This is a genomic window from Telluria sp. AZSoR62 (genome assembly GCF_058111565.1).
On the sequence record NZ_JBYTST010000008.1, the window covers coordinates 211,653 to 234,161 of the forward strand.

The 22,509-nt window shown below is 65.7% G+C and carries 18 protein-coding genes; 11 read left to right on the forward strand and 7 right to left on the reverse strand.

Annotation, left to right across the window (positions count from 1 at the left end; translation table 11 throughout):
* Positions 1 to 2: 2 nt before the first annotated feature.
* From hisI to tatC, 6 genes are all read left to right on the forward strand, one after another.
* A complete protein-coding gene (hisI, locus tag AC3XQU_RS14540; RefSeq protein WP_489874871.1) occupies positions 3 to 401 on the forward strand; it encodes a phosphoribosyl-AMP cyclohydrolase in 399 nt (132 codons plus the stop codon).
* Positions 398 to 739: a phosphoribosyl-ATP diphosphatase gene (locus AC3XQU_RS14545; protein WP_489874872.1), complete on the forward strand. Its 342-nt coding sequence runs from the start codon at positions 398 to 400 to the stop codon at positions 737 to 739. Before hisI ends, AC3XQU_RS14545 begins: the two co-directional genes overlap by 4 nt.
* Before the next feature lie 125 nt (positions 740 to 864).
* Positions 865 to 1,239, forward strand: coding sequence for a histidine triad nucleotide-binding protein (locus AC3XQU_RS14550; RefSeq protein WP_489874873.1), 375 nt, complete (start codon positions 865 to 867; stop codon positions 1,237 to 1,239).
* Positions 1,240 to 1,354: 115 nt separating this feature from the next.
* Positions 1,355 to 1,603: a Sec-independent protein translocase subunit TatA gene (gene tatA, locus AC3XQU_RS14555; RefSeq protein WP_489874874.1), complete on the forward strand. Its 249-nt coding sequence runs from the start codon at positions 1,355 to 1,357 to the stop codon at positions 1,601 to 1,603.
* 9 nt (positions 1,604 to 1,612) lie between these two features.
* Positions 1,613 to 2,116 (forward strand): Sec-independent protein translocase protein TatB, encoded by a 504-nt coding sequence (gene tatB, locus AC3XQU_RS14560; RefSeq protein WP_489874875.1) that lies wholly within the window; start codon positions 1,613 to 1,615, stop codon positions 2,114 to 2,116.
* Positions 2,117 to 2,869, forward strand: coding sequence for a twin-arginine translocase subunit TatC (gene tatC / locus AC3XQU_RS14565; protein ID WP_489874876.1), 753 nt, complete (start codon positions 2,117 to 2,119; stop codon positions 2,867 to 2,869).
* 3 nt (positions 2,870 to 2,872) lie between these two features.
* On the opposite strand, the gene AC3XQU_RS14570 is transcribed toward tatC, so the two are convergent.
* The 6 genes from AC3XQU_RS14570 to AC3XQU_RS14595 all read right to left on the reverse strand — a co-directional run bounded on the left by AC3XQU_RS14570 (position 2,873) and on the right by AC3XQU_RS14595 (position 13,728).
* Positions 2,873 to 3,022: a DUF2256 domain-containing protein gene (locus tag AC3XQU_RS14570; protein WP_489874877.1), complete on the reverse strand. Its 150-nt coding sequence runs from the start codon at positions 3,020 to 3,022 to the stop codon at positions 2,873 to 2,875.
* 59 nt (positions 3,023 to 3,081) lie between these two features.
* Complete coding sequence (locus tag AC3XQU_RS14575; RefSeq protein ID WP_489874878.1) at positions 3,082 to 4,818, reverse strand: extracellular catalytic domain type 1 short-chain-length polyhydroxyalkanoate depolymerase; 1,737 nt, start codon at positions 4,816 to 4,818, stop codon at positions 3,082 to 3,084.
* Positions 4,819 to 5,121: 303 nt separating this feature from the next.
* Positions 5,122 to 7,035, reverse strand: a complete 1,914-nt coding sequence (locus AC3XQU_RS14580; protein WP_489874879.1) for a DUF885 domain-containing protein — start codon at positions 7,033 to 7,035, stop codon at positions 5,122 to 5,124.
* Positions 7,036 to 7,168: 133 nt separating this feature from the next.
* Positions 7,169 to 7,651 carry a hypothetical protein gene (locus tag AC3XQU_RS14585; protein ID WP_489874880.1) on the reverse strand — a complete coding sequence of 161 codons (483 nt, stop codon included), beginning with the start codon at positions 7,649 to 7,651 and terminating at the stop codon, positions 7,169 to 7,171.
* A gap of 66 nt (positions 7,652 to 7,717) precedes the next feature.
* Entirely contained in the window at positions 7,718 to 11,821 is a 4,104-nt protein-coding gene (locus AC3XQU_RS14590) for a DEAD/DEAH box helicase (protein WP_489874881.1), read from the reverse strand.
* Positions 11,818 to 13,728: a S9 family peptidase gene (locus tag AC3XQU_RS14595; RefSeq protein WP_489874882.1), complete on the reverse strand. Its 1,911-nt coding sequence runs from the start codon at positions 13,726 to 13,728 to the stop codon at positions 11,818 to 11,820. The genes AC3XQU_RS14590 and AC3XQU_RS14595 overlap by 4 nt, the downstream gene beginning before the upstream one ends.
* 91 nt (positions 13,729 to 13,819) lie before the next feature.
* Between AC3XQU_RS14595 and hemE the strand changes: the two genes are divergently transcribed.
* From hemE to AC3XQU_RS14620, 5 genes are all read left to right on the forward strand, one after another.
* Positions 13,820 to 14,902 carry a uroporphyrinogen decarboxylase gene (hemE, locus tag AC3XQU_RS14600; RefSeq protein WP_489874883.1) on the forward strand — a complete coding sequence of 361 codons (1,083 nt, stop codon included), beginning with the start codon at positions 13,820 to 13,822 and terminating at the stop codon, positions 14,900 to 14,902.
* Positions 14,903 to 15,448: 546 nt separating this feature from the next.
* Positions 15,449 to 17,455 (forward strand): primosomal protein N', encoded by a 2,007-nt coding sequence (locus AC3XQU_RS14605; protein ID WP_489874884.1) that lies wholly within the window; start codon positions 15,449 to 15,451, stop codon positions 17,453 to 17,455.
* A 90-nt stretch (positions 17,456 to 17,545) separates the two neighbouring features.
* The gene (locus tag AC3XQU_RS14610) at positions 17,546 to 18,367 is read left to right on the forward strand and encodes an SEL1-like repeat protein (protein ID WP_489874885.1); all 822 of its coding nucleotides are present in this window, start codon (positions 17,546 to 17,548) and stop codon (positions 18,365 to 18,367) included.
* Positions 18,368 to 18,428: 61 nt separating this feature from the next.
* Positions 18,429 to 20,657, forward strand: coding sequence for a TonB family protein (locus AC3XQU_RS14615; RefSeq protein WP_489874886.1), 2,229 nt, complete (start codon positions 18,429 to 18,431; stop codon positions 20,655 to 20,657).
* Positions 20,658 to 20,679: 22 nt separating this feature from the next.
* Positions 20,680 to 21,198 carry a GNAT family N-acetyltransferase gene (locus tag AC3XQU_RS14620; RefSeq protein ID WP_489874887.1) on the forward strand — a complete coding sequence of 173 codons (519 nt, stop codon included), beginning with the start codon at positions 20,680 to 20,682 and terminating at the stop codon, positions 21,196 to 21,198.
* Between the two features lie 224 nt (positions 21,199 to 21,422).
* Here the strand turns inward: AC3XQU_RS14620 and AC3XQU_RS14625 are convergent, their stop codons facing one another.
* A complete protein-coding gene (locus tag AC3XQU_RS14625) occupies positions 21,423 to 22,322 on the reverse strand; it encodes a DUF4394 domain-containing protein (protein ID WP_489874888.1) in 900 nt (299 codons plus the stop codon).
* Positions 22,323 to 22,509 lie beyond the last annotated feature (187 nt).

Here is a 22,509-nt window from a genome sequence, read left to right on the forward strand (position 1 = left end):
ACATGGCGCACAAGTGGCTCAACAAGGTCCGCTGGGACGAGCACGGCCTGGTGCCGGTGATTGCGCAAGAGGCGGCGACCGGCGACATATTGATGTTCGCCTGGATGAACCGCGACGCACTGGCGAAAACGGTGGAGCTGGGCGAAGCCGTCTACTGGAGCCGGTCGCGCAAGAAGCTGTGGCACAAGGGCGAGGAGTCCGGCCACACGCAGCGGGTAGTAGAAATGCGCCTGGACTGCGACGAGGACGTGGTGCTGCTGAAAATCGAGCAGGTGGGCGGCATTGCCTGCCACACCGGGCGCCATTCCTGCTTCTTCCAGAAATTCGACGGCGACGACTGGCAGGCGGTCGACCCCGTGCTGCAGGATCCCGACACCATCTATTCAAAGAGCCATCCATGAGCGACATTCTGGCCCGCGTGGCGGCCGTGATCGAATCGCGCAAGCCGGACAACGGCGGCGACCCTGCGACTTCCTATGTGGCCAAGCTGTTTTCCAAGGGCGACGACGCGATCCTGAAAAAGATCGGCGAGGAAGCCACCGAGACCGTGATGGCCGCCAAGGACGCGCGCGTCTCGGGCGACGCCTCCCTGGTGCTGTACGAGACCGCGGACCTGTGGTTCCACAGCATGGTGCTGCTGGCCCAGTTCGGGCTCACGCCGCAGCAGGTCATCGACGAGCTGGGCCGCCGCGAAGGCGTGTCCGGCATCGACGAAAAAGCATCCAGGACGCAGCAGTAAGCCTGCCCGTGCTTGTCATCCACGCAACCGGTGTCATAATCGGGTATCGCGGTCATACCGGTGTCATGGCGCACCGCTAGGATGCAAGGGTTCCTGAGGGAACGCGTCACAGATCTGGAGACAAGATGGATAACTGCATTTTCTGCAAGATCGTTGCCAAGCAAATTCCGGCGCAGGTCGTCTACGAAGACGAGGACGTGCTGGCGTTCAAGGACATCAACCCGGCCGCCCCGGTGCACCTGCTGGTGATCCCGAAGCAGCACGTGGCGACCTTGTCGGATTGCACCGGCGAGCATGCGGCCGTGCTGGGCAAGATGCTGGCGCTGGCGCCGAAGCTTGCAGAAGAGCATGGAGTTGCGGTCAAGACGGACGGTAATGGCGGACGCAGCGGGGGTTTCAAGACCCTGATCAATACCGGACCGGACGGTGGGCAGGAGGTGTATCACCTGCACTTGCATATGTATGGGGGCAAGCGCCCATGGCGCGGGCTTGGTACCTGAAAAGCTGGCTGGACTGCTGGCAGGTTTTAATGGGGGCAGGCTACCCTCGCATGGCGTATACTGAAACATACGCTTTCCCGATTGACAGGCGCATGCGCCTCGCTAGGAGATAAACATGGGTTCGATGAGTATTTGGCACTGGGTCATTGTGTTGGTCGTCGTGATGCTGATTTTCGGCACCAAGAAGATCGGCAATATCGGTGGCGACCTGGGCAAGGCCGTCAAGGGCTTCAAGGATGGCGTGAAGGGCGAGGAAGACAAGGCCAACGCCGAAGCGACCACCACCACGACCACCACCACGACGCAACAGGTTGCCGACAAGTCGACCATCGATGTCGAAGCCCGCGAAAAGACCCGTCATTAATCGCCGGGCATGATCGATCTCGGACTGTCGAAAATCGCGATCATCGGCGTTGTCGCCCTGATCGTGATCGGCCCTGAAAAGCTGCCGAAGGTGGCGCGCATGGCCGGCACCTTGTATGGCCGCGCCCAGCGCTACCTGCACGATGTGAAATCCGAAGTCAGCCGCGAGATCGAGCTCGACGAGCTGCGCAACCTGCACAAGGAAGTGCACGAGAGCGCGCAGTCGTTCAAGGACGATCTCGAGCAGTCCGTGTCCAGCCAGGTCGACGAGGTCGAGGCGCTGTGGGACGGGCGCGAGGCGATCTCCGCGCATGGCGGCTCGTCTTCCTTCCTGAGCACGACCGACATCGAGCGCAAGGCGCGCGACTTCCGCCGCAAGAAGCTGGTGCGGACCTCCGCCGTGCCGACCTGGTACAAGCACCGTAACGGCGGCAAGACCCATGTGCTGTCGGGCGCTGCGCGCGTGCGCAAGTTCCGCCCAGGCTCCAGCAAATCCAAGAGTTCGTTTTTCTAAATGACCGAAGAAGCCGCAGGCGAAGAAACCTTCATCTCCCACCTCGTCGAACTGCGTGACCGCCTGGTCAAGGCGTCGATCGGGATCGCCATCGCCTGCGCGGCGCTGTTCATCTGGCCCGGCCCGTCCACGGTCTACGACCTGCTGGCCGCGCCCATGGTCGCTTCGCTGCCAGCCGGCTCGACCATGATCGCCACCGGCGTCATCTCGCCCTTCCTGGTGCCGATGAAGGTGACCCTGCTGCTCGCCTTCATCATTGCGCTGCCCTGGGTGTTCTACCAGTTGTGGGCCTTTATCGCCCCCGGCCTGTACGCGCACGAAAAGCGCCTGGTGCTGCCGCTGGTGATCTCGTCCTCGCTGCTGTTCATCGGCGGCGTGGCCTTCTGCTATTTCTTCGTGTTCGGCCGCGTGTTCCAGTTCATCGGCGAGTTCGCGCCGAAGTCCATCGCCGTCACGCCCGACATCGAGAACTACCTCGACTTCGTCATGTCGATGTGCCTGGCCTTCGGCGCCACCTTCGAGGTGCCGGTGGTGGTGGTGATCCTGGTGCGCATGGGGATCGTCAGCATCGCCAAGCTCAAGGAAATCCGCTCCTACGTGATTGTCGGCGCCTTCGTGATCGCCGCCATCGTGACGCCGCCGGACGTGGTCAGCCAGCTGGCGCTGGCCATCCCGATGTGCCTGCTCTACGAGCTGGGCATCCTGGTGGCGCCGGTGTTTGCGCGCGTCACCCGCGCCCCGCAGGACGCTTGAGCGTCACGCCAATGTCGCGGCCTTGGCGCCGCGGCGGCAGCGCTCCGAGCAATACTTCACCTGGTCCCAGTCGCGCTCCCACTTCTTGCGCCAGCTGAACGGCAGCCCGCACTGGGCGCAGTGCTTGACGGGCAGCTCGGATTTCTTGCGCATCTTCATGACCTGATTCTACCAAGCCGGGGTTGCCCCCGGCCTGGCATGCCGCGTCCCGCTTACGGGCAGTTCCCGATCACGTAATAGCCGCTTGCCGTCTGCGCCAGGGTCGTGGTGTAGAACGTGTTGTTCAGTCCCATGTTCTGGTTCGACCCGTTGGCCAGTGCATAGCCGCCGCTGTTATAGGCCCGTCCCGCCGTCACGTGCGCGTAGTTGCTGGCGGTGGTGGCCGTGCAGGTGAAGCCCGATGTGGTCGATCCCGTCACGCTGGCCGACTTGGCGCTTTCCACGCCGCCGTTGCCGGTTGCCGTCACCTGGTAGGTGTAGCTGGTGCTGGCCGCCAGGCCGCCGTCGGTGTAGCCCGTCGCGGCCAGGGCGGCGCCGTTGACCTTCGCGCCATTGCGGTAGACGTTGTAGCCGACCGCGCCGTTGGACGCGTTCCAGGACAGCGCGATGCTGCTGGCTGTGCGCGCGCCCACCGCCAGGCCGGCCGGCGCCTGCAGGGCCGGCGCGCTGCCGACCAGGAACTGGGAAATCGTGCAGGCGCTGGAGCTCAAGCCGGTGGTGGCGCTGGTCGCCGTGACCGTGCCCGAGTAGTAACCGTCGGCGCGCGCCGCATAGGCCTTGCTGAAGCTGGCCCCGCTGCCGGCCGCGCTGTCGTTTACCGGGGTCGGGCCATTGAGCACCACGCGGTAGCTGCCGATCGCGCCGGCGGCATCGGTCGCGGCGCCGTTCACCGTGACGGTGGAGCCGGAGACGCTGGCGCTGCAGGAGCTCATGCTCGGCGGCGCCGCCTGCGACACCCTCAAGTTGTTCTTGAACCAGAAGTCCATCACGAAGGCGGGATAGTTCACCTTGGTGGCGTCGACGTAGTTGCTGTTCTGGCCACCGGCGCCCGCCGGCCAGGCGTGGGCCATGCCGGTGACCGTGATTTCCGAGGTGCGCAGCTTGCCGTTCGCATCCAAATAGGGCACGTTACTGCCGCCGCCCGCCACCGTGGCGGTAGCGCCCTTGGTATAGGTGCCGCCGTAGACCTGGCGCATCGCCGCGGCATTGAGCGGGCCGTAGGCCTGTCCCACCACGTAGTCGTTGGTGCCCCAGATGACGCTCGCGACCTGGGTCTGGAACTGGCTGGCCTGCGTGCCGGCCCAGGAGCTGCAGGCGCTGGCCACGCTGCTGGAGGTCGTGCCCGCGGGGACCGAGGCGATCTGCGAACTCGAGACGGTCGGCGACGGGCCGGCATTGATGCCGATACCGGCGAAGACGTCCGGCGCCACGCAGCCCATCACCATGGTCTTGGAGCCGCCCGAGGACAGGCCGGTCACGTACACCTGCTTGGGATCGATCGCATACTGCGGGTTGCTGACGAAACGGTTGATCAGGTCCAGCAGCACCGCGTTGTGGCCATAGCTGCGGCTGCGGTTGGTGGCGGCCCAGTCCCAGCAGTGCGCACCGTACAGGTTGCCGGTGGCGTTGGGCGCCAGGATCACGGCGCCGTACTGGTCGGCGGCCGCCTTCCAGTTGTAGCCGGCGTCGCTGGTGCCGGCAATGACGTCGTTGCTTGCTGTCTGGGCGCAGCCGTGCAGCACCAGCACCAGGGCGCGCTTGCCGGCCAGCGTGGGCGTGGTGGCCGGCCAGTAGTAGTAGCCGGTGAGGGCGCCGCCATTGGTGGTGTCGGTGGCCCAGGTCTGGTTCGCGCTCCACGTGCCGGGGCCGGCCTGGAGTTGGGCGGAAGCGGGCAGGCTGAGGGCCATGCAGGCGGCGGCAAGCGCCGCCTGTTTGAAGAGGAATGCCATGGAAGTCTCCGTTCTGTTGTCATGCATGCGACAGGACCGGAAACAACAGGCGCAATGCGACCTCGCCCCTTCGTGACCGGCAATTCGGTGAAACAAGCGGGAAAGGCTGGCGGGCCGCGCGGTCAGGACGGCGGCAGGGGAGGGGAAGTCATGGGATCGGTCTCCGGCTATTGGTTGTTGCCCCGCTTATGCGCGAGGTCCACATCCATTCTATCCCTGGAGAACTTGCGCACAAGCGAGCGCGTTAGCACGCCGCTTGTGCGCTTTTGCACAGCCGAGTTGCTGTGCAATATCAACACATTGTCACTGCATCAGTTCGGAAATCATCTTCACCGGCGCGTTGCCATAGCTGAGCAACTGGTCGTGGAATTCCTTCAGGTTGAAGCGCTCGCCCAGCTGCTGCTTGCGGCGCTCGCGCAAGGCCATGATCTGCTCGTAGCCGCTGTAGTAACTGGTCAGCTGCACCGAGGTGAGCGACACCCGGCGCCACTTCTCGTCGGCTTCCTGGCGCGTCTGGAAGGCCTGGCGCACCAAGAGGTCGATCGCCTCGGGCTGCTGCATGCCCAGCACGTGCACGCTGTAGTCGAGGATGGTGTTGGTCACGCTGCGCAGGTTCCACTTCGAGTACATCAGCCACATTTCGGGGGCGTTGTCGCCGTAGCCGTTCTCCAGCATCATGCGCTCGCCGTACACGGCCCAGCCCTCGACCATGGCGCCGTTGCCGAAGAGGGACTTCACCAGCGACGGCGAGCGATTGGCATACACCAGCTGCGCGTAGTGGCCGGGAATCGCCTCGTGGATGTTCAGGATCTGCAGGATCCATTCGTTGTACTCGCGCAGGCTGCTTTCGGCCTGCTGCGGCGTGAGGCTGTCGAGCGGGGTGACGTTGTAATAGGTCTTGTCCTTCGGGCGGTAGGGGCCCGGCGCATCGATGCTGGCGCCGGCCACGCCGCGCTGGTACATCGGCGTCTCGCGCACTTCGAGCGGCTTGTCGGCGTCGAGCGTGAGCAGGTTGCGGTCGGTGACGAACTTGTGCAGCAGCGGGATCTGGCGGCGGATCTCGGGCAGGAAGTTCTCGCGCACCACGTGGCGGCTCGAGAGCTTGTCGATCATCAGGCCGATCTTCTGGAAGCGGTCGCGCGGCTTGGCGGTGCCGGCCATATAGCGCGGCCACAGCTCGTCCGAGATGGTGTCCATGCGGGCGAGCAGCTCTTCGCGCGTGGCCAGGGCCTTGCGGAAGGTCTGTTCGGCGCTGCTGGAGGACTGGATCTCGAGCGCGAACTTCTGCTCGTACAGGTCTTTCCCGGCGCGGAAGGCGCGCGGCTTGATGGTCCCGGCAGTCATGGCCTTGTCCTGGGCCAGCAGGAAGTCCACATAGCCCAGCAGCGCCGTGCCGGCGTTGGCGACGCGCTGCGCGAACAGCGCTTTCTCCTGTGCGTTCAGGATCGATTCCTGGGCCGCCTTGCCCAGGTCGGCCAGCACCGCAAGGGTGCCCGGCGCCTGCGAGATGGCCAGCTGGGTGTGCTCGCGGGTCGGGTTGGCGATCGAGGCTTGCGCGGCCTGGTAGTAGGCCGGTGCGTTGGCCAGGCGCTTGAGGATGGTGCGCAGGCGCTGCGGCTTGGCCGCATAGTCGGTATTGAGGATCAGGTCGAGCGGCTGGGCGATGTTGTGCATCGACGGGTTCCACTCGTATTCGCGCCAGGTGGTGAGCTGCCAGCGGTCCTTCTCCAGCTTGTTCACCAGGAGGGCCAGGTCGGTGCGCTGGCGCGGCGACAGCTGGCGCACGTCCAGCTTGCCGAACTTGTCCAGCCATTCGTTGGCAAAGGCGAGCTTTTTGGCGCGGGTGGCGGCGTCCGGGAGGGTCAGGTTGGCGGCCTGCTCGAACTTGCCGACATAGATGCCGCCTTCCGGATCGATGCGCCACAGCGCCGTCAGGTATTGCATGCTCATGGTGTCGAAGCGGCGATCGAGTCGCTTCTCGTTCGTGGCCGGCGCAGCCGGCGGCGCGGCAATGGCTGCGGCAACAGGCGCGGCAACGGCGGCAGCGGCGACGGCTTTCTTCACCGGTGCTTTCGATTTACGCTTGTCCGACGCTTTCGATTTGACTACCTTGGTGGCTTTCGCCTTGCCCTTGGCAGGCTTGCTGGTCTTGGCGCTGGCGGGCGCCAGCGCGAAACTCGCCAGCAGGACTGCCAGCGCGATCTTCGTTTTCATCATTCTGTACCTGTGCAAAATATGAGGTCAGGCGTCCCGTGCGCGGCAAGCGCAACAGAACAGTTCAAGGCGCAAGAAGATTAGCACCATTCAGGCCGCTTGCGGACGGCTGAAACATTCCGACACGTGGCGCGGTTTATTCGATCTCGCCGCTGCGGATCATCTCCTGGTGGACGGCGTTGACTGTCTCCACGGCCTGGCGTCCGCGCGCGATGTTGTGCAGGACGATCTCGCTGTCCCTGGTGAAGCGGTGGCCGATGCGCACGGTGTACGAGCGGGTCGCCCAGCTCACGAAGCCGTTGACGTAGGTGGCGTCGTCCATGTCGCGCCACTTCACGCCGCTTACGCCCTTCTTCCACGGCAGGACGCCCGCATGCACCCAGACGCCGACCTCGTCGTAGTACAGCTGCACGCTGCGCACCAGCAGGAAGCGATAGGCCACCAGGGCGCTCGAAGCGAGCATGACCCCGGCCGCCGCCATCTCGTTCCACAGGAAGGCCAGCGGCAGCGCGCCGGCAAACAGCACCACGGCCAGTGCGAGCACTCCTGCATACGCCAGCCAGGACTTGACGCCGATGACATGGGCCTGCGCCGTCGTTGCCGCTTTGTCCAGTTCCATGTGCGCACACTCTTCTGTAAAAAGCGGCATGATCACATGGAATGCGCAGCCGCGCCAGCTTCCGGCTCAGGTCCCCAAGCCCTGCTTGAGCATCGCCAGCATCTCGCCCGGCGACAGGCGCGCCGCCATGTCGGTGCCTTCCAGCAGGCTGTCGGCCAGGCCGCGCTTGCGGTGGTGCAGGTCGACGATGCCTTCCTCGATGGTGCCGCGCGCCACCAGCCGGTAGATCGTCACCGGCCGCTGCTGGCCCATGCGGTGGGCGCGGTCCGAGGCCTGGTCTTCCACCGCCGGATTCCACCACGGGTCCATGTGGATCACGTAGTCGGCCGCGGTCAAGTTGATACCGACGCCGCCCGCCTTCAGGCTGATGAGGAACAGTTCCCCTTCGCCGGCCTGGAAGGCATCCACGCGGCGTTTGCGCTCCTGCATCGAGGTGGCGCCGTCGAGGTACTGGTAGGGGATGTTCTTCCCATCCAAATACTTGCGGATCAGGCTCAGGTGGTCCACGAACTGGCTGAACACCAGTGCCTTGTGCCTGTTCTCCAGCAGGCCGTCGACCAGGCGCGCAAAGGCCACCAGCTTGCTGCTGACGATGCCGGCGCCGGGCGCGACCAGCTCCGGATTGCAGCAGGCGCGGCGCAGCCGCATCATCTCGGCCAGGATCTCGATCGATTTCTGGTTCTCGGGCGCTTCGAGCGAGGCCAGCTTGTCGAGCGCCTGGCGCCGCAGCGATTCATACAGCGCGCTTTCGTCCTGCGTGAGTTCGACCGGCAGCACGATCTCGGTGCGCGGCGGCAGCTCGCTGAGCACCTGCGCCTTGGTGCGGCGCAGGATGAAGGGTTGCGTCAGCCGGCGCAGGCGCATGCGCGCGCCAGCTTCGGCGCGCTTGTCCTGGGCTTTCTCGATCGGGCCCGCAAAGCGCAGCTGGAACTGGTCGGCGCTGCCCAGCAATCCCGGGTTGATGAACCTGAACAGGTTCCACAGTTCGCCCAAGTGATTTTCCAGCGGCGTGCCGGTGGCGGCCATGCGGAAGTCGCCCTGTAGCGCCATCACGGCTTGCGAGCGCTTGGTGTGCATGTTCTTGATGGCCTGCGCCTCGTCCAGCACGATGCTGTGCCAGCTGCGCTTGGCGAACATGGCCGCTTCCAGCTGCAGCAGGCCGTAGCTCACCACCACCACGTCGAAGGGACCGGCTTCGTCGACCGTCGCGGCGCGGTCGCCCGGCCCGAACAGTTTGAGATTCAGCGTGGGCGCGAAGCGCTGGGCTTCGGCGATCCAGTTCAGGCAGACCGAAGTCGGCGCCACCACCAGGGCCGGACCGGTGGGCGCGCGCATCAGGAGCAGGGCCAGCGCCTGCAGCGTCTTGCCCAGGCCCATATCGTCGGCCAGGCAGGCGCCCACGCCCCAGTGGGCCAGGCGTGCGAGCCATTCGAAGCCTTCGCGCTGGTAGTCGCGCAGCTCGGCCTGCAGGGTCGAGGGCAGCGCGGGCGTGAAGGCTTCGCTGGCGGCCATGCGTTCCAGATGCTTGCGCCACTCCTCGTCGCCCGCCACGCCGCCCGCATCGCGCGCCAGTTCCGCCAGCGAGAAGCTGGCCAGCGGATGCATGCGCAGCTCGTCCCCATGCAAGCTACCGTAATCGGCCAGTTCCATCAGGCGGCGGTGCAGCTCGTCGCTCAGGGCCAGGTATTCGTTGTCGCCCAGCGCGACGAAGCGGCTCTTCTCTTCACGGATGCGGGCCAGCAGTGCGCCCAGGTCCATCACGCGGTTCTCGTCGATGACCACCTCGCCGCTGGCCGCGAACCAGTCCTTGTCGCGCCGGATCTGGACCCGCACCGATTTGGCATTGGCGCGTTTCGCGACGCGGAATTTCTCGCCTTCCGGCCAGGCCACCACCACTTTCGACGGGTCGAGCTCGCGCAGTTCTTCCACGAATTCCAGGCACAGCAAGGGTTGGCCAAGCAGCCATTCGCCGTGGTCCAGCTCTCCCTGCTCGAGCGCACGGCAGGCGCCCACCAGCTGGCGCTCGGCCTCGCGCTCGGCGTTCAGGTCGCGCCTGGCCTCGGTGCGCACGCCGTCGACGTCGCCGATCACGTTTTCCCCGCCGGCGCCGGGCTGGTAATAGGCGCCGTTGCCCGGCAGCGGGCGCACCAGGATCTGCATGCGCATGCCTTGCTGGTAAGGGCGCAGGTGCAGGTGCAGGCGCGGGTCGGCCGCCACCTGCTCGATGTCGCCCGGGCTGGCGCCGATATCCGACTGCACGGTGACGATCGCCGAGATGGCGCTGATCGCGCGCAGCACGCGGCGCTCGGCTTCGGCCGGCACCTCCAGGCCCTCGCCGACGATGGCCGCGATGCGGCGGTGCTCCTCGAGGATGCGCACCAGGCGCAGGCGGGTCGGTGTCTCGCGGGTGACGATCACGTCGCCGTCCTGGTCGCCCGGCGTGGGATGCAGGGTAATCGACACCTTGCCGCCGCGCGCCTTTACCAGGAGCTCCGGTTCGCCCGGCAGCAGTTCCACCCGCGTGCCGGGCGACTCCATCCAGAACAGCAGCGGGTGGCCGACCAGGGCCGCCAGCGCCTTGTCGAGCTCGAACTCGAAGCGGATGCCGGTGCTGCCGTAATAGCGCCGGCCGCCGATCGAGGCCACCGCCGCCACGTCCTGCGCGGTGAGGAAGTCGAGCGCGGAAGCTTCTTCGGCCAGGCGCTTCAGGCCCACGGCGCGCCCGCGGCTCCAGCCGCCCTGGGCGTCGCGCTTTTGCTCGCGCGGCTCGAGCTCCTGCACGCCCAGGTGCTCGTCGTAGCGGATCATCCAGGCCAGGCGCGATTCGCGCACGACTTCCGTGTTCAAGGCAGGCTGCAGGTTGATCAGGGCATTGAGCTGGCGCTCCCAGGGCTCTTCGCGCTCGAACCAGTGCGTCAGGTCGGTGAAGCGGTGCAGTTTGCGCAGCTCGCTGGCGTAGGCTTCCTGGCCGACGAAGCCGAGCTGGCCGAGCAGCGCCGCCAGCTGGGCCGACAGCAGGTCGAAGCCGGCGCGCTCGGACTGCCCCAGCATGTCCTCGATTTCCTTGCGCTTGGCTGCCAGCTGCGGCAGGCCGAGCCAGTGGTGCATCAGCGCGCGGAAGGTAAACGGCTCGAGCGCCATCTCCCAATTGCGCGAGGCCAGCACCTCGGCGTCGACGGTGCCGCGCCGGATTTCCTGCAGCATGCTGAGCTGGAAGACCACGGCGGTCTCCGGGCGCTGCACGGCGCGCGTGGCGATATCGAGCCAGGCGTCGGCCAGTTTCAAATGGGCCGGCTGGTTGCTGCGCAAGAGGGCGGCCAGGTAGAGGTGGGCGCCGATGCCCTCGAAGATGGCCTTGCGCTTGCCGGTTTCGCGGCGCAGCGCCTTGAGCGCCGCCTCGATGCCGGGCAGGGCGATGTCCGCATCGTCGCGCAGCAGTGCGATCACGTTGCGCAGGAACAGGCCGGCCGCATCGTCGACTTCCGCCAGCAGCAGCGCAGCGTCATCGAGCCGTCCGCACAGGATCAGGTGCTCGCCCAGCGCCAGGCGCAGCGCCACCGACGGGTCGGTCTGCGCTTCGGCGGCGGCCCGGATGGCCGGGGCCATCGCCGGCTCGCGCTGGGTGTGCTGCACCAGGGTGGCCAGCACGCCGTCCACCAGTGACGGGTGGAGGTAGTCCAGGATGGCCGCGTCGAAGGGGCGTGCGCAGACCTCGACCAGCGGGTGCAGGTAGGACGCTTCATGGCAGCGCAGGCAGGCGGCCAGCAGCGGCGTGACGACCGCCGGGCTTTCGCGCGTGAGCAGGGCGATGCGCAGCAGCGCCAGGCCCTGGCGGTAGCTGCGCAGCACGGGCGTGCCCTGCCAGTCGCGCCGCAGCGGCGTCACGCGTTCGTAGGCTGCCTGCAGGGTCGGGAACAGGCCGGTATCGAGCGCCTGGGCCAGCGCCGGCCAGGTCGCGGCGGGGGCGATGGAAAAGCCGCGCCCGACCACATCGGTCACCAGGCCGGCCGCGCGCAGGTGTTCGAGCTCGGCCGCCCATTGCTCGGGCGGCAGCGGCAGGCCGGCGGCCATCAGGTGTTCGAGGATGCGCTGGCGGCCCATCGGCTCGCCGGCCAGCGCCAGCAAGCCCAGGATCGCCTGCTCGCCCGGGTCCAGTTGGTTCAGGGTCATGCAGGCGGCAGGTTCTCGATGTCGACCGCAGGCAGGCCTGCAGGAATGGGGAGCTGGAAGACGCGCAGGTAGAACACCAGTTCCGCTTCCAGCGTGCGCACCACACTCTCGGCTTTGCGGAAACCATGGCCCTCGCCCTCGAGGGTGAGGTAAGCCACCGGCAGCTTGCGCGCGCGCAGCGCCTCGACCATCGTCTCGGATTGCTGCGGCGGCACCACCATGTCGTCCAGGCCCTGGAAGAAGATCATCGGCCGGTTCAGCTTATCGGTGTGGTGGATCGGCGAGCGCTCGCGGTAGACGCGCTCGGCGCGTTCGGGCGGGGCGATCAGGTACTGGTTGTAGTGCGATTCGAACTTGTGCGAGTCGGCGTCGAGCCCGGCCAGGTCGGACACGCCGTAATAGCAGGCGCCGGCCTTGAACACGTCGTGGAAGGCCAAGGCGCACAAGGTGGTCAGGCCGCCGGCGCTGCTGCCGCGCACCAGGAGGCGCTCGAAATCGGCCAGGCCTTGTTCGCTCAGGTAGCGCGCGCCGGCCACGCAGTCCTCGACGTCGACCACGCCCCACTGGCCCTTGAGCAGGTCGCGGTAGGCGCGCCCAAAGCCCGTGCTGCCGCCGTAGTTCACGTCCAGCACGGCGAAACCGCGGCTGGTCCAGAACTGCGTCGCCAGTTTCAGGGTGCTCGACGCCATGCCGGTCGGGCCGCCGTGGCCGATGACGATCAAGGGCGGCAATTCGCCGTCCTGCGGCGCGAAGTCGGCATTGGCGGGCGGGTAGTGGAAGGCATGGGCGGTGCGCCCGCTCGCGCTCGGATAGCTGATGCTGCGCGGGCGCGCGAGATAACCCGCCGGCGGGAGCGATGCGATCGATCGCGCCAGCACCTCGTGCCTGCCGGTGTCGATGTCGATGCGGGCCAGTTCCAGCGCGAGCGCCGGCGCGCCGCCCAGCAGCGCGACGGTCTCGCTGTTGACGCGCAGCTCGCGGATTTCCTCATAGGGCGTGGCGATCTCGGTGAGCACCCCGCTGCGCAGGCGCGCCAGCTTGCTCACGCCGTCCTCGATATAGGCGCAGACGATGTCGTCCTCCGCGCGGAAGCCGTAGAGCGAGCCGCCGAAGGTCCATTGCGGCGCGCCGAATTCGGCCGCGCGCGGGCACAGCGCATGCACCACGCCATGGTCGTAGCGGTACAGGTTCCACCAGCCGCTGCGGTCGGACACGAAGTGCAGCAAGCCGCCGGGCGACCATTCGGGCTGGCAGATCGATTCCTGCGGCCCGCCCGCGATCAGCCGGCCATTGGCCAGGCTGCCGTCCTCGAGGATATCGGCCAGCCACAGCTCGCTGCCCTCCCAGGGCATGCGCGGATGGTCCCAGCACAGCCAGGCCAGGTGGCGGCCATCGGGCGAGATGCGCGGCGCGGCATAGAAATCGTTGCCGTCCACGAGCACGGTCTCAACGCCGTCGAAGCCGACGGCGGCGATCGTGTTGACGGGGTAGTGGCCGCCGGCGGAATGGTCTTCGCGCACCGTCACCAGCCGCTGTCGTCCGGCGTCGACCACGAAGTCGGCGTAACGGTGCGCGTTGTCGCCTGTGAGCGCGGCCGGCGCGCCGCCCGGCTGCACCCGGTACAGGCGGCCGTCCGCATGGTTCGAGAACCAGGCCACGCCGTCGGCGACCGTATAGGCGCCCCCGCCGTATTCATGCACCTTGCTGCGCACGTTGAACGGCGCCGGCGTCAATTCGCCGGCGCCGCCCACCAGCGTCGAGCGTCCCGCCTCACTGGCGCGGCCTTCCAGCCAGGTCAAACTGGCGCCGTCGAGCATCAGGGAGGCCAGCGGGGTGGCGCCGGCCGCAACGACGGCGGCGCTGACCGGGGAAGTCCACGTGCCGCAGGGGGCTTGCTGTTTGGTCATGACGGCTTCCTTCAAAGACTGGAATGGCATTATAAGTGGGGGCCCGGGGATGCGATAATAGGCGTTTTCCTTCCGTCTTCTATTGTCAGCCATGCCACAATTTGCCCCGCTCCAGAACGACACTTTCCTGCGTGCGCTGCTGCGCCAGCCGACCGACTACACCCCGGTATGGCTGATGCGCCAGGCGGGCCGCTACCTGCCGGAATACCGCGCCACGCGCGAACGCGCCGGCTCGTTCCTGGGGCTGGCGAAGAATCCCGACTATGCCACCGAAGTGACCCTGCAGCCGCTCGACCGCTTCCCGCTGGACGCCTCGATCCTGTTCTCGGACATCCTGACGGTGCCGGATGCAATGGGCCTGGGCCTGTATTTCGCCGATGGCGAGGGCCCGAAATTCGAGCGTCCGCTGCGCAGCGAAGAGGCAGTGCGCGCACTGGCAGTACCGGATATGGCGTCGCTCGACTATGTCTTCAAGGCGGTGACCCAGATCCGCACCGAGATCAACGGCCGCGTGCCCCTGATCGGCTTCTCGGGCAGCCCATGGACGCTGGCCTGCTACATGGTCGAAGGCGCCGGCTCGCGTGAATTCCACACCGTCAAGAAGATGATGTACACGCGTCCCGACCTGATGCACCACATCCTGGAAACCAATGCGCGCGCCGTGGCCCAGTACCTGAACGCCCAGATCGACGCCGGCGCCCAGGCCGTGATGATCTTCGATTCCTGGGGCGGCGCGCTGGCCGATGGCGCTTACCAGGAATTCTCGCTGAACTACATGCGCCAGATCCTGGGCCAGCTGCAGCGCGAAAAAGACGGCGTGCGCATCCCGGCGATCGTCTTCACCAAGGGCGGCGGCTTGTGGCTGGACGAAATGGCCGACATCGGCGCCGATGCGCTGGGCCTGGACTGGACCGTGAACCTGGGCCGCGCACGTGCGCAGGTGGGCGACCGCGTCGCCCTGCAGGGCAACCTCGACCCGGCCATCCTGTTTGCCGCGCCGGAGCAGATCCGCGCCGAAGTCGAGCGCAGTTTGACTGCCTATGGCACTCCTTCGGCCGGCCATGGCCACGTCTTCAATCTCGGCCACGGCATTTCGCAGTTCACGCCGCCCGAGTCGGTGACGGCGATGGTGGAAGCCGTCCACAGCTTCAGCCGCAAGCAGCGTACTGCCTGAGCTAGGCTGCCAGCTGCGGCAAACCTTGCCGCAGCAAAATCACACTTGTACACAAGTTGGTAAAACATCGAATTTATTCCTGTGGACATCTTGGCGTTAGAAATATTTTCGCAACACGCTGATTCATAAGGATTTTTTACTCAAAGAACTGTGGATTTACACAGTAGGTCGTTTGTACTACATGTGAAATATCCCAGCTTTATCTGCCTTGTTCACAAAGTTATCAACAGGCGTGGATGAGATTCGTGAAAACCCTTTCGTTTACGGGGACTTAGCCCAACTCTTCAAGTAAGGTGTGAAGAGTGTGGTGCAGCGCAGCGAGTTTTCCCCCACCACATGTGCAGTTATGCACAGCAAGGGGATTCCAGATGGGCTTGTGAGCAGGGATAAGTCGTGTTTTGCAAGTCATTGAATCTATTAATATTTTTTGCATTTCCTAAGTGAATTTTGGCATTTGGGTTGATCTAACGTAAACCTCCAGCGGGGTCAAGTACCGCACTATTCACAAAGTTTTCCACAGCTTGCTGGGATAAGAGAAGGTTGGTTTTGGCACACTGTTTCCTCGAAGTCGCGCTCGATACGCCGCTCAACAGCTGTTTCGACTACCGCTGGCCCTGCGAGCCGGGCGACGAGCCGCTGGTTGGCCAACTGGTGCTGGTGCCGTTTGCCCGGCGCGAGGTGGTGGGACTGATCGTGGCGGTGAAGGAGCAGTCCGAGGTCCCGCCGGACAAGCTCAAGGACGCCTTGGCCGTGCGCAGACAGTTGCCGCCGCTGTCGGCGCGCTGGCTGGCGCTGGCCCGTTTCGCGGCCGACTATTACCAGCGCCCCTTGGGCGAGGTGGCGCTGCCGGGCCTGCCGAAGAACCTGCGCGTACCCAAGACCGTGGCGCTGGACCGCGCGCTGAAAAAACTGGCCAAGGACGCCACGCCCCACGATCCCACGCCTTCCGGCATGCCCACCCTGAACCCGGAGCAGCAGACGGCGGCCGACGCGATCGGCGGAGCAGAAGGTTTCACCCCGATCCTGCTGTATGGCGTGACCGGCAGCGGCAAGACCGAGGTCTACCTGCAGGCCTGCGCCCAGGTACTGGCGCGCGACGAGGATGCCCAGATCCTGATCCTGGTCCCCGAGATCAACCTGACCCCCCAGCTGGAAGGCAATATCCGGGCACGCTTTCCCGGCGTGATGCTGGCGACCCTGCACAGCAGCCTGTCCGAGGGCGAGCGCACGCTGCACTGGATGGCGGCGCACGCCGGCAAGGCGCGCATCGTGCTGGGCACGCGCCTGGCAATCCTGTCCTCGCTGCCGCACTTGAAGCTGATCGTCATCGACGAAGAGCACGACCCTTCGTACAAGCAGCAGGAAGGCCTGCGCTATTCGGCGCGCGACCTGGCGGTGTGGCGCGCGCACCAGCTGGCGATCCCGATCGTGCTCGGCTCGGCCACGCCCTCGCTGGAGAGCTGGCACCATGCCAGCACAAAACGCTACCGCAAGCTGGAGCTGCGCGAGCGCGCCGTGCGCGACGCCGTGCTGCCGACCGTGAAACTGGTCGACATGGAGCGCGACCGCGCCAAGGATGGCCTTACCGGCGCGCTGGTCGCGGCCCTGCGCCAGCGGCTGGATCGCGGCGAACAGTCGCTGCTGTTCCTGAACCGGCGCGGCTATGCCCCGGTGATCACCTGCGAAGCCTGCGGCTGGATCAGCAACTGCACCCGCTGCACCTCGTTCATGGTGCTGCACAAGCCCGAGCACCGCCTGCGCTGCCACCACTGCAGCCTGGAGCTGCGCATCCCGCGCCACTGCCCGACCTGCGGCAACGTCGACCTGCAACCGCTCGGGCGCGGCACCCAGCGCGTGGAAGAAGGGCTGCAGGCGATGTTCCCGGAAGCGCGCATCCTGCGCATCGACGCCGATTCCACCCGCCTCAAGGGCAGCGCCCAGGCGGCCTTCGACACCGTGCACCGGGGCGAGGTGGACATCCTGATCGGCACGCAAATGGTCGCCAAGGGCCACGATTTCAAGAAGCTCACCCTGGTGGGCATCCTGAACCCGGACACCGCGCTGTTCTCGCAGGATTACCGCGCCAGCGAACGCCTGTTCGCCCAGCTGATGCAGGTGGCGGGCCGCGCCGGGCGCGCCGGGGCAGCGTCCGAGGTGCTGGTGCAGACGCGCTACGCCAGCCATCCGCTGTACGGGGCCGTGGTGCGCCACGACTACGACCGCTTCGCCGGCAGCCTGCTGGAAGAACGCCGCCAGGCCGGGCTGCCGCCCTACATGTACCAGGCGCTGTTGCGCGCGGAAGCACCCGAGCTGGCGACCGCGATCGCCTTCCTGGAAGCGGCGCGCGACAGCTATCCGCTGGAAGGCATCATGATCAACGACCCGATCCCGATGACGATGACGCGCGTGCACAATGTCGACCGCGCCCAGCTGCTGGTGGAATCGAACTCGCGCCCGGCGCTGCAGGCCTTCCTGCGCGAGTGGATCGAGATCCTGCGCGCCATGAAGTCGCGCGTGCGCTGGTCGCTGGAAGTCGATCCGCTCGATATCTGATATCCGTGCAAGTGTGGCGATCGGAGAGAATTCACGCCACCCGGTTCTGCTAGAGTGCTTTCCTTCTCCACCCGACAGGAAGGCCCCGCCGTGCGCGCATCCCTTACCGCTTCCTTGCTGCTCGCCCTGGCCGCGGCGACGCCCACGGCCGCTGCCGGCACCTATTCCGGCAGCCTGGCCGTCGATGCCGTCCGCGGCAGCATCGCCGCGCGCGACTGCCAGACGGCCGTCAAGCGGCTCAAGAGCGGCCTGGAAAACGCGTATTCCGAGATGTTCCTGCTGGCCGGATCGATGTACGAGAACGGCATCTGCGTCAAGCGCGACTGGTCGCGCGCGGTGAGCTTCTACGTGCAGGCGCATGACGCCGGCGAACAGGATGGCGCCGCACGCCTGGCCGCCGGTTATGCCGACCCGGCCAATGGCCGGGACGTGGCGGCCGCCCTGTGGTGGGCGTGGAAGAGGTCCGGCTTCCCCGCCGGCTCCTGCAGCGTGTCGAAGCAAGGCATGGCCGACCCGGACCGCTTCGTCGCCGAACTGGCCGCCTGGCCGAAGCAGCAGCTGGCCTTCTGCAACTACGTGGCTGGGGTGCTGTCGACCATTTCCGCCGAGGTGAAATACCCGGAGCTCGCCGCAGACCACGGCATCGGCGGCGACGTCACGCTGCGCTTCCTGCCCGGTGTGCCGCGCATCGACCTGCAGCGCGGAGAATCGCATGAGTACGAGCTGGTCGGCTGGGTCAGCGCCGACACGCTGCGCGACCGCAAGAACCGCAAGATGGGCGACGGCTTCGTGACGGCGCTGAGCAGCGTCGCCAACCGCGCGCTGGCGCGCTATCCGCATCCGGCCGGGATTCCTGCCGATGCGCTGATCGAGGTGAAGTTCAGTTTCGCGATCAACCATGTGCTGCGCTGAGTACGGCTTGCCGGTGGGCGCGACACGCATGATAGAGATGGGCAGGAGAGCGGGCGCCGGCATGGCCATGGCCGCGATGGCGGCACTGCTGGCAGTTGCGCTTCCATCCCAGGCGGCAGACGAGCCCTCCAGCGCCATATCGCCGCGCGTGATCGACTTCGGCAAGTGCAGCAAACCAGAGTATCCCAAGGCCGATCTCCGTGCCGGCCACACAGGCCAGGCGGTCGTGCTCTTCCTCGTCGCCGCGGACGGCACCGTGCGGGATTCGAAGATCGCCAAGTCGAGCGGCTACGCAAGCCTGGACGAAGCGGCGCGCACGGCGCTTGCCAAGTGCCGTTTCTCGCCGGCGGGCGACGCGAACGAGGCGCCGCGCTGGTTCCCTGTCAGTTACCTGTGGAGCATCGACGGGCCCGGTGGGGCGGGGGCGGGGGTGATGTCGCGCGCGACGCAGGAAGAAGCCTTCCTGTGGACCGCCCGCGTTCTCGAGCGTTACCGCTATAAACCTGCCGTCCAAGCTTCCAGGGCAAGCGCGCCCGTCCTCGATCGTTACCTGGACGCGCTCGACCCCGACCGCCTGCTGTTCACCCGTACCGATCTCGCGAGCTTCGAGCCGCACCGCGAGCAGCTCGCCCGCACCGACGAAAGCAGGCAGCTCGGCACAGCGCTCACGCTATTTGAGCAGATGCGCGTTCGCAGGACGACGATGCTGGCCTGGACCGCGGAGGCGATCCGCGGACCGCTGAGCGCCCTGGACAGCGCCGCAACCGCACAGCGACCGGCCGGCGCGCCGTGGCCGGTCTCGGACGCCGAACGGCAGGCGCTCTGGCGCCAGCTGTTGGCCGAGGAAGTCAGGAGCTTGCGCGGCGCCGGTTTTAGCGACCCGGAGATCGTGGCGATCCTCACCCGCCGCAACGACAACCGGCTGGCCCGCGTCCGGGCGTTGACCACGCGCGACGCCTTCGAAGTCTTCATGAACGCCTACGTCGGCGCGTTCGACCCGCATGGCGCCTATTTCGCCCCGCCCGGGCCAGCGCCTTCACGCCTCGGAGAGCCAGGCCAGGCAGGCGTCGGCGTCGTACTGAAAAAGCAGGGCGAATGGGTCGTGGTGCATGACATGGCCCGCGACGGCAGCACCCGGCGTTCAGGCCAAGTGCAGCTTGGCGACCGTATCGTCGCCGTGGAGCAGGGCGCCGGACAGCCGGCGACGGACGTCGTCGGCTGGGGTTTGGACGAGGTGATTGCCTTGTTGCGCGGCGTGCCCGGGACGACGGTCGTGCTGCATGTCAGCCCGGCTGGCGCCGACAACGGCAGTGCGCCGCGCCGTGTCGCGCTGGAGCGTGCCCCTGCGTCCGTGCGCAGCGATGCCGGGCGCGCCACGGCCAGGGTCGAGGTGTTGGAGCGCAAGGGAGCCAGCTACCGCATCGCAGTCGTGACGATTCCCGCGTTTTACGAAGACTTCCTGGCAAAACGCGCCGGCATCGGCGATTACACCAGCATGGCCCGTGAAGTTGCCGAACTGTTGAAAACGGCAAAAGCGCAGAACGCCAATGCGGTCCTGCTCGACATGCGCGGCAATGGCGGCGGTTCGCTCGCCCAGGCCATCGGCCTTGCCGGACTGTTCCTGCCCCGCGCGCCGGTTGCGCTGCAGCGCGAGCTCGACGGCAAAATCAAGCACGAGTTCACCCCAGAACAGGCCCCTGTTTGGGAAGGCCCGCTGGCGGTCCTGATCGACGAAGGCTCGGCGGCGGCGGCCGAAATCGCCGCTGCTGCGATCCAGGACCATGGCAGGGGCCTGGTCATTGGCGACCGGAGTGTTGGCCGCACCAGCGTGCAGACCATGATTTCCCTGGACCGCTTTGCGCCGAACCCGTCCATCCGTTACGGCGAACTCAAGATGACCGTGGCACAGGTGTACCGCATCAGCGGAGAAACCTTCGAGCAGGTCGGCGTGACACCGGACGTTCGCATTCCCGGCGCGCCCGGCCGCAGCGGAACTGCGCGCCAGCCCGCTTTCCCGGCCGTGCCCATCGCGCCTGCGGCCGCATTCAAGCAGCGCGACGAGGTCAACGCGCTGGTGCCGGCATTGGCGCGCCGCCATGCGGCCAGGACGGCAAGCAACCCGTCCGACCAAACGATGTTGCGTGCTCATACGGATGGTGGCGGCGCCACGAACGCTACTGGGGTCGACGTCCACCGGACGCAGTTGAGCGAAGCGCTGCACATCGTTGGCGACCAGCTTGAACTGTTGCGTGCAAATTCGGCTGCCGACGGCAAAAACCAGGCACACTGAGCCATTCAAGGATGCACTTCTCATGGATCACGCCCTGACGATTTCCGTACCGCGCCTTTACACAGACCGGCTGACGCTTCGGGAATATCGTATTGAAGACTTCGAATTATTTGCGGATCATCTGTCGCATGCCGAGAGCTCGGCGCATCTAGGATCGGCAGACCGCCAGACCGCTTGGCGCATCTTTAACTCGCATGCCGGTCTATGGCTCATCAACCAGGCTGGCTGGTGGTCGATCGAGGACCGGCAGACAGGCCAACTGGTCGGCAGCGTGGGCGCGTTCTTCCGCTGCGACGCAAGCGTGATGGAGATGGGATGGAATACCTATCGGGCATTCTGGGGAAAAGGCATTGCGAACGAAGCGGCGGCGGCCGTCTTGCAGTATGCGTTCGAGGTTCGGGGAGAGCCGACGGTGCGGGCACTGATCGCGCCCGGCAATGCATCATCGCGCCGCGTGGCCCAGCGCCTGGGAATGACCTACGAAATGAAGACTGAGCTGAACGGCAAGGAGATCGATAGTTACCTGCGTGCGCGTGGTTGAAGCGGCTGCGATTGGCGATATGCCGAGGTTCGATTTGTGTTGCGCATTCAACCGATCAACGCAACACATTCATGACCTCACCCAACTCCCAAGACGCATGGGGAAGGGAATTCGCAAATTGAAGCGCGCGTGCCTCTGCCCTTGCTGCATCTTCCACACCGCTGAAAACGGCAAGGTCCCGGAAAACCGGAACCTTGGGTTGCAAGCGCCGACTGGCGCCGAGATCAACGACCGGCGCTGCGGCGCTTGCGCACGAAGGCGCCCACACCAAGCATTCCGGCCAACATCAGGCTGAAGCTTGCTGGTTCAGGCACCGCTGCGGCCAAGCCCGTCGCCGTCAGGCCGATCACGTTGCCGTTGCCGCCGAGGTTGAAGCTGCCGACCAAGGTTGCCAAGCCTGTGCCCAAATCGATGGAATAAAAGCTGGAAGCACCGTTGCCAGTCTGAAGCGCGGCGAACGCAGTGGATGCGCCAAAAATGTCGAAACCGCCGACATTACCGACATTGAAGCCAAGGCCGCCGACGGTCGTGATCGTCGGGTTGCCAAAGGCGCCGGTAGCCACCTTGAGCTGGTTCAGATTGGAATCGATGTAATAGAGCGACGTTGCTGTAGCTGCATCGACATCGTTGTTCGAGTAAGCAACCGACGTGAGGTTTGCCTGGACAGCTGTCTGTGCGGTGTAACTGGGAACGGCAGCGCCGACATTGAACGCGCCGTTTTGCCCAGTGCTGGTGACCACTCGCAACGAAGCCAAGTTTTGTCGATCGGCTTCCGGATTGAAATCGATGCCAACCACGGTGGCGCCGGAAATTCCGGGAACCGTACCGATTAGCGTAGCCGTTCCACCGGCTGCGATCGAGAAAACGCGGCCTTGGTCACTGACGGCATACAGAACGCCGGTTGTCGGACGGCGGTCGATGCCGACCAAGTTTTCTCCCGTAGCAAGGCCGGTAACGCTGACAAAGGACGATTGAGTCCCAGGGGTAGCGCTGTCGAAGGTAAAGAGCGAATTCGTATTGGTCAAACCAACAATCGGGATGGCGTAAGCAGGAACGGCCAAAAACAGCGTGGCGGCCAGAGCGACGGCGAGACTGGCGGCTTTGGTTTTGAAAGGTGTGTTCATTACGGCGTAACTCCTTGATTGGAATGGCTGTATCGACGCAAATGTCGAGAGCTATTGGTTGATCTAAAGTGACGAAATTAAGTGAACGCAAATATTGGGCCATGACCCGTGCAATGGCCATAAGATGAGTCGTTTCAATGACCTACAGAATCTTGTCTTTTCAAAAATGGTGGCGACACAATTTGGC